Raw genomic sequence first — 7049 nt, forward strand, 5'->3', positions numbered from 1 at the left:
ATTGCTGCGGTAAGGGTGGTTTTGCCGTGGTCAACGTGGCCGATGGTGCCGACGTTAACGTGCGGTTTGGTTCTTTCAAATTTTCCTTTTGCCATAATATTCCTCCTAAATTTCGCACAATATATAAGTTTATGTTACCCCAATTTGTAGTAAAATGCAAGAATTTTACAGGGCGACGACGATTCCGCCGTAATCGGCGTAGGCGCTTGCCAGGCCTTTGGTTTGAATCATGAGGATTTTCGCGTTTTCGATCTCTTCTTGCAGGCGATTTTTCAACATTTCCGCCTTGTCTTCCGCCTGGGAATAGCAGATGGTGATAAGATCGGCACTTTTTTCTTTGGAGATCTTTATGAGATCGTCGGCGAGACGCATAAGGCTTTTTTTGAATCCTCTGTTAATTTGATGGAGGGCGATGGTGCCGTGTTCGCTTTTCATAATGGGCTTCATATTCAGCACATTGACGGCCTTCCCCGCAAGTTTCGGGATGCGGCCGTTTTTAATGAGATTATCCATGCTTTCCAGGATAAAGAAGGTGCGCTGCTCCTCGGCGTAGTCTTCGATCGCTTTGTGAATTTCCTCGAAGCTCTTGCCCTCTTGAATCCATTCGTAAAGTTTGGTAACCACATTAGTGGTGCCGGCGGATGCGGATTTAGAGTCGATAAGGGCAATTTTTTTATCGGGATGTTCTTCCAGCACGGCGTGAATGGCGCTGGCGGCGGCGTTGTGGCTGCCGGAAAGTTTCGACGAGATGGTGACGACAAAGCATTGGTCGGCGTCCGCCGATTCGATAGCTTCTTTATAGTGGAAAGGCGACGGGCATCCCGTGCGGATGGGCTCTTTCGTTTCTTTCATATCTTTATAAAGGCTGTCGAGATCCAAATCGTATGTGTCGATGTAGTTATTGCCGTTGGCGTCGATAGTGAAGGGAACGTAGATTATTCCCATGGCCTCCGCATCTTCCCGAGGGAAGTCGGCGGATGTGTCGCACACGATGGCTATTTTTTTCATCTCAGTTCCTCCTCAATGTAGCGCGCCAGGGATTCGGCTTCCCGCTCGAGGACCGCCTGGTCTTTCCCCTCGATCATGACCCGCACCACAGGTTCCGTACCCGACGGGCGGATGACGACGCGGCCTTCTCCCTCAAATTTCGCTTCTGCTTCGGCGATGCGCGCTTGAATGCCTTCGTGGGTTTCGTAGCTTCGTTTTTTCTCGTTGGCAACGGTGGCGTTTACGAGGACTTGGGGATAGGACGTCATGAGATCGTTCAGTTCGCTCATGGGTTTTCCCGTATGCTCCATAACTTCCAGTAAATGGAGCCCGGTAGCCAATCCGTCGCCGGTGGTATTGTTTTTTATGAAGATAATGTGGCCCGATTGCTCGCCGCCTAAAACATAATTTTTTTCACGCATGGTTTCCAGTACGTAGCGATCGCCGACTTTCGTCTTCACAAGGCTCGCGCCGATGGATTCCAAATAGCGATCCAGCCCGATATTGCTCATAATGGTGCCGACGACGGTATCTCCCGTCAGTTCGCCCTTTTCCTTCAGGCCTGCGGCGCAAACAGCGAGGATATGGTCTCCGTCCATGACTCTTCCCTTTTCGTCTACGGCGATAATGCGGTCGGCGTCGCCGTCGAAGGAAAAGCCGATATCGGCAACCGTTTCTTTTACGAGATCGATTATCTTCGAAGGATCGGTGGAGCCGCAGCGGTCGTTAATGTTCTTGCCGTCGGGGGCGGTGTTAATGGCCGCCACTTTGGCGCCCAGGCGGGTCAGTACGTTTTCCGCCACATTGGAGAGGGCGCCGTTTCCGCAGTCGATGGCGATGGTAAGATCGTCGAGATTGGTATCGATCAGGCTTACGAGGTAGTCTTCGTAATCGTCGATGCCGCGGAAATCTTTCCGCTTCGTGCCGATAGTCATTCCCGTCACGGGTTTCGGTTCCCAATTGGGATCCAGAAGTTTTTCCTCGATCTCTTCCTCTACGCTGTCGGGGAGTTTAAAGCCTTCTGCGGAGAAGATCTTAATGCCGTTGTATTCGTAAGGATTGTGGGATGCGGAAATGACGATGCCGAGGGCCGCTCCGTAATGGCGCACGAGGTATGCCACCCCCGGTGTGGGGATGACGGAAAGGTTCACGCAGTCCACCCCTCCCGCCATAAGGCCGGTGGCGATGCCCATGGAGAGCATGGTGCCGGAATGGCGGGTATCTCTGCCCGTCAGGACGAAGGGGTTTTCGATTCCCGCTTCGTGAATGCGCTCGGCGAGAATGCGGCCCAGTTTCAGGGCGAGTTCCGGGGTTAAATCCGTGCCCGCGATGCCGCGAATACCGTCGGTTCCAAATAATTTCATTGCGTCTTCCTTTCCTCTTGTCGTCTCTTGGCGTAATCGAGCCAGTTGTCTTTATCGTTTACTTCCGGATTATCCAGAAGCATTTCTTCCATTTCACGTAAAATTTTTCCCATAAAGGGCCCGGGTTCGATGCCCAGTTCGATAAGATCCTTGCCGTTTATGGCGAGATCCCCTCTGGCGGGAACCCCCGCTTCCATAAGCTCTCGGATCCTCTCTTTTCGCTCCGTCAAAAGGGAAATATCCCGAGCGCCGTAAGTGCACGCCATATCCGCCGCCATAAGATCGTAGAGATCTAAAATGTAATCTTCCCCTACTCGGCGAATTTGCCGGCGAAGGGCTCTGTCCGTCATGACGTCGTGGACTTTCATGTGCTCCTTAATCAAGATACCCACTTCTTCCTGCAAAGCCTTCGTTTCTTTCAAGTTTTTTAGAATCCGACCGGCCGTTTTCGCGCCCTTTTCGTCGTGGCCGAAGAAATGGCCCACGCCTTTTTCATCGACGGTAAGGGTGTTCGGCTTCTCCACATCGTGAAAGAGGGCGGCGTAACGCACGGGGAGTTTCCTCGGCGCATGATCCACCACACAGAGAATATGGTCGAAGAGGGTCTTGTCGTGGTGAGGATTGCGCTGATCGTAGCCTACGGTGGCCGCAAGCTCCGGAAATAAAATGGCGAGTACGCCCGTGGATTCCATGGCGTAGAGCACTTTGGAGGGCTTTTCCAAAAGGAGAATCTTACCCATTTCATCGGCAATGCGCTCCTTGGATAAGAGGCGAAGTCGCTCTTTTTCAGCTGAAATGGCCGCAAGGAGATCTTCCTCCATGGCGAGATTCAGCTGGCCGCTGAAACGGAAGGCGCGCAAAATACGCAAGGCATCTTCCCGTAGCCGCTCCTTGGGATCGCCTACGGCTTTCAATACGCCCCGCTTTAAATCTCCCCTTCCGTCGAAAGGGTCCACAATGCCTTCTTCTTTCGAATAGGCCATGGCATTGACGGTAAAATCCCGCCGCTTGAGATCGTCGATTAAATTGGGGGTAAAGGTAACCCCTTCGGGCTTTCTGCCGTCTTCGTAATCGCCGTCGATGCGAAAGGTGGTGATCTCAACGGGACCTTCCCCCGTCATGACGCCGATGGTGCCGAATTTTTCCCCTTCCCGAAAGGTAGTGTAATCGGGGAAGAGATCCAAAATTTCCTCAGGCAAAAGAGGCGTCGTAAGATCATAATCGTGGGGTTTCTTCCCCATGACCTCATCTCGAACGGCGCCGCCCACAACATAAGCCCGCGCTCCTTCCTCTTCGAAGCGCACCATGATATTTTGAATAGCACTAGGTAAATACATAGGCTTATTATAACACTTTACGGGGTATTTTTCTTAACCGGCCTCGCTCTCTCCCTTCACTATGGTATAATCGAAACAAGAGATTTACAAAAATACACAGGACATATACGGACGGAGGTAAAGGATGAAATGGTTTAAATTGGCACCTGTTTTGGCGCTGGCCGTGGCACTCATAGGTTGCGGCAAGAGCGAAGACGATGTATCGACAAACGGCAATGCCGACAGCACCATGATGGCCGCTCAAAAAAACAAGAACAAGGCCGACAATAACGAAGGCGAATACGATCCCGTAGGCGACCTTGCCCGGGAAGAAAATAAGCTTTTTGAAAGCGAAAATTCCAAAACCCGCTACGCCGCTTTGGAGGAGGCCAGCGATTACATTTCCCTCGTGGAACTTTCATCCGATGCCGGCGGCGGCGTGTCTTTGAAGTTTATTAAAAACTACAAAGGCGCCCTCAGCACCATCGAGCTCAAGACGCCGAAATCCCTTACGCCCAATCAGGAATACATCGTATTCTACCGGGATACGGCGGAAGGCGACGTGCGCCCCACCCACGACACTTATGCCTTCTATAAGGTAGACGGCAGCGACGACGATCTTCTCCGCTATTTCGAAAAGAAATACGACGATCGGGATACGGCGAAAGAGGAAGAGACATCGTCGAAAGATAAGGATAAAGATACGGTGGAAGCGGGAAGCTCCTCGAAGCGCAGAATCACAGATAAAGACGCCGCCGATACGAAATCGAGCACGAAAGAAAGCACGAAGAGCACCTCTTCGAGCAGCGGCACCGCCACAAGCAGCACATCCTCGAAGAGCGGCACCGCCACAAGCAGCACGTCCTCGAAGAGCGGTACCACCACGACCAAAAGCACCAGCACCAAGGGCACAGGCGGCAGTTCCGGTTCGAAAAAACAATCCACTAAGCGATCCACGGATTTAGAGAATTAAGAGAAATAGAAAAGGAAGCGAGAGAAACATCCCGCTTCCTTTTTTGATGAGGAAAATATGGCTGACCCTGCATGTGAGCCTCGCCTTGCGCTCTCGTAGGGGCGAGCTGAAGCCCTGGTCCGAAATCTTTGATTTCGTGGTAGGTCTCAACCTGTGCCCTGTGGGTATTCAATAATCTCCGAGAAGCCGAGCGTAGCGAAGGCTGATCGGTAAGATTAGACGGACGCTCGCCCGCTAAACATGAGCGAAAATAAAAAACTAATTTAGAAAATTTATTCCGCAACGAAGCCCAACAGGAATCAAATGGCGTTAGCCATTTGCACATCTAAAAAGCGTTAGGGTGGAAAGGATTGGGGTTTCAGGGGAAAGGAAAGAGGCCGAATCGCAACGGCCTATTCCTTTCCCCTGAGAAAGTTTTTTGAATGAATGATTTATTTTTATTAGATAAGTTCTTTTGCAAAAGTAAAATTATATTAGCATACCCCTTGCGGGCCTGCAGGGCACGCCCCTACATGAGGCTTCATCCGAAAACCTCCCATATAAAAAAGCCGTCGCAATTGCAACGGCTTCTTTTATTGATAATCCCCTCTGAAGTAGGTGGTCCCTACAAAATACACGGTGTTTTTGCCGGGTTTTCCAAGTTGTGCGTAATTGCCGACGCGAACCTGAAGATTGATATAGCGATACTTCGGCTCCATCATATTGGCGCGGTGCCCGGGAGAATCCCACCAGCTTTTGTAAAACGTCTCGGCAAGCACCTGCTCGTCCGTCATGTAGAGGCGGCTCTTCTTGCCGATCCGCTGATTGGACATGTGGATGATCTCCGCCAAGTTTTCGCCGAAAATCGTCGTGCGAAGCTGCGGCCGAATATAATCGAAGGCCGTATCCCACGATCTGCCGTCGAGACGCACGTGTTCCATACCGTTGACATCGATGGAGCCGTTTCTCAAAAGCTCCTCTACCCGCACAGTGGCGCCCCGATTTAAATCATCGCCCCATTTTAAAGGCACGAGGCCGCGTTTGGTGCGGTCCGCATTGATCAGGGCTAAAAATTCTCTATTGAACTTTTCGTGATCGAAGGTACCGCCTCTATTGAAGGCGTTAAATTCAAAGCCACCGCTTACAGAAGGTTTCGCAGGGCGAGCCGGACTTGCAGGCGTAGGCTGTGCAGGGGTCGGTTGAGTACCTCGAGACTTCACACTGTCTCCTGCATTGTAGATCATGACGAACACATCGCCCCGAGTGGCCGGCGCCTTGGGATCCAATCCGCCGATATCACTGCCCGGGCCCACGATGCCCAGCTCACCTGCCCAATTGACCCACGATGTAGGCCACTTGGCACTTTTCACATCCGCCGGCGTCAAATTCTTCTTCGCCGCCACCGTGAGCATCTTCATCATTTCTGCATTGGTCACGGAATTGCTCGGGCCGAAACTGCCGTCGGGATAGCCTGCAATGGCGGGAACACCTTGCGGATTCTTCAAGCGGCTGGCCATTTGCACATAACCGCTCGCCCAATGGCTCGCCGGCACATCCTTAAACACCTGAGAACCGGGTCCGTTCACGCGATTACCCGTCATGCGAATTAAAAGCACGGAAACTTCCGCGCGGCTGATGGGCTTATCCAAACCGAGACTGCCGTCCGGGTAACCCGTCACCACGCCTTCGTTTTTAAGCGTGTTAATTTTATCGTTACGGCCGGCTGCCCATGCGGAGCTCGGCACTAAAAGGCTCGTCGCCAACATAAGTACCGCTAAAACTTTACACCACTTTTTCATAGAAACCTCCTATATATTTTACTTTAGCGTAGCATAGAGGAACGGAAACTACAAGGAGCGGTTCCCGGAAAATCTAACGACTTTTACAGGATCACGCCATAAGAAAACCGCCGAGCAAATCGCTCGACGGTTCTTTTATTTCCCGAAAATTATTTATTTTTTATTTCTTCTCTTAAGACGTTCTAATGCCGCTAAAAGACCTCCTGCCAGCGCTGCTAAACCTGTGGGGGCTGCGATGCCGGGATCGTAGGTTTGAGGAGCTTTGCGATCGTCGTGGGTCTTACGGTTATTTTCGTTAGACGCCGGCGTCAATCTTCTGCCTTCTTCATCCTCATCTGCTTCTTGCTTGTCGCGAATATCAGATCCTTCGTCGTCTGCAGGTTTTTCGGGATTAACCTTGCCCGGATCGGAGGGATCGGGTGTACCCGGTTTATTCGGATTGGGATTCGGGTTCGGATTGGGATCCGGATTCGGGTTAGGATGTTTATTCGGATTGGGATTCGGGTTCGGATTGGGATCCGGATTCGGATTGGGATCCGGATTCGGGTTAGGATCCGGGTTCGGGTTGGGATTCGGGTTCGGATTGGGATCCGGATTCGGATTGGGATCCGGATTCGGGTTAGGATCCGGG

7 protein-coding genes are annotated in these 7049 nt (G+C 51.7%); 1 reads left to right on the top strand and 6 read right to left on the bottom strand.

What is annotated here, in order from left to right:
• The 4 genes from PEPTYR26121_RS07130 to PEPTYR26121_RS07145 all read right to left on the bottom strand — a co-directional run.
• Positions 1 to 95, bottom strand: a 95-nt coding sequence (locus PEPTYR26121_RS07130) for a GTP-binding protein (protein WP_005434227.1), incomplete at its 3' end; no start/stop codon positions are given.
• Between the two features lie 70 nt (positions 96 to 165).
• Positions 166 to 1008, bottom strand: a complete 843-nt coding sequence (locus tag PEPTYR26121_RS07135; protein WP_180500603.1) for a DegV family protein — start codon at positions 1006 to 1008, stop codon at positions 166 to 168.
• Positions 1005 to 2351, bottom strand: a complete 1347-nt coding sequence (gene glmM, locus PEPTYR26121_RS07140) for a phosphoglucosamine mutase (protein ID WP_180500605.1) — start codon at positions 2349 to 2351, stop codon at positions 1005 to 1007. Before glmM ends, PEPTYR26121_RS07135 begins: the two co-directional genes overlap by 4 nt.
• Positions 2348 to 3688: a CCA tRNA nucleotidyltransferase gene (locus PEPTYR26121_RS07145; protein ID WP_180500607.1), complete on the bottom strand. Its 1341-nt coding sequence runs from the start codon at positions 3686 to 3688 to the stop codon at positions 2348 to 2350. Before PEPTYR26121_RS07145 ends, glmM begins: the two co-directional genes overlap by 4 nt.
• A 124-nt stretch (positions 3689 to 3812) precedes the next feature.
• Between PEPTYR26121_RS07145 and PEPTYR26121_RS07150 the strand changes: the two genes are divergently transcribed.
• Positions 3813 to 4640, top strand: coding sequence for a hypothetical protein (locus PEPTYR26121_RS07150; protein ID WP_180500609.1), 828 nt, complete (start codon positions 3813 to 3815; stop codon positions 4638 to 4640).
• A 572-nt stretch (positions 4641 to 5212) separates the two neighbouring features.
• On the opposite strand, the gene PEPTYR26121_RS07155 is transcribed toward PEPTYR26121_RS07150, so the two are convergent.
• Positions 5213 to 6418 carry a CAP and S-layer homology domain-containing protein gene (locus tag PEPTYR26121_RS07155; protein ID WP_180500611.1) on the bottom strand — a complete coding sequence of 402 codons (1206 nt, stop codon included), beginning with the start codon at positions 6416 to 6418 and terminating at the stop codon, positions 5213 to 5215.
• A 153-nt stretch (positions 6419 to 6571) separates the two neighbouring features.
• On the bottom strand, positions 6572 to 7049 hold a 478-nt coding region (locus PEPTYR26121_RS07160), incomplete at its 5' end, for a hypothetical protein (protein ID WP_218956340.1).

The sequence above is a fragment of the Aedoeadaptatus nemausensis genome (genome assembly GCF_903819165.1).
Taxonomy (GTDB): Bacteria; Bacillota; Clostridia; order Tissierellales; family Peptoniphilaceae; genus Aedoeadaptatus; species Aedoeadaptatus nemausensis.

What these genes read in the sequence shown, in the direction of transcription:
- PEPTYR26121_RS07135 (WP_180500603.1), bottom strand. Translation starts at nt 1,008, where the DNA reads ATGAAAAAAATAGCCATCGTGTGCGACACATCCGCCGACTTCCCTCGG.
- glmM (WP_180500605.1), bottom strand. Translation starts at nt 2,351, where the DNA reads ATGAAATTATTTGGAACCGACGGTATTCGCGGCATCGCGGGCACGGAT.
- PEPTYR26121_RS07145 (WP_180500607.1), bottom strand. Translation starts at nt 3,688, where the DNA reads ATGTATTTACCTAGTGCTATTCAAAATATCATGGTGCGCTTCGAAGAG.
- PEPTYR26121_RS07150 (WP_180500609.1), top strand. Translation starts at nt 3,813, where the DNA reads ATGAAATGGTTTAAATTGGCACCTGTTTTGGCGCTGGCCGTGGCACTC.
- PEPTYR26121_RS07155 (WP_180500611.1), bottom strand. Translation starts at nt 6,418, where the DNA reads ATGAAAAAGTGGTGTAAAGTTTTAGCGGTACTTATGTTGGCGACGAGC.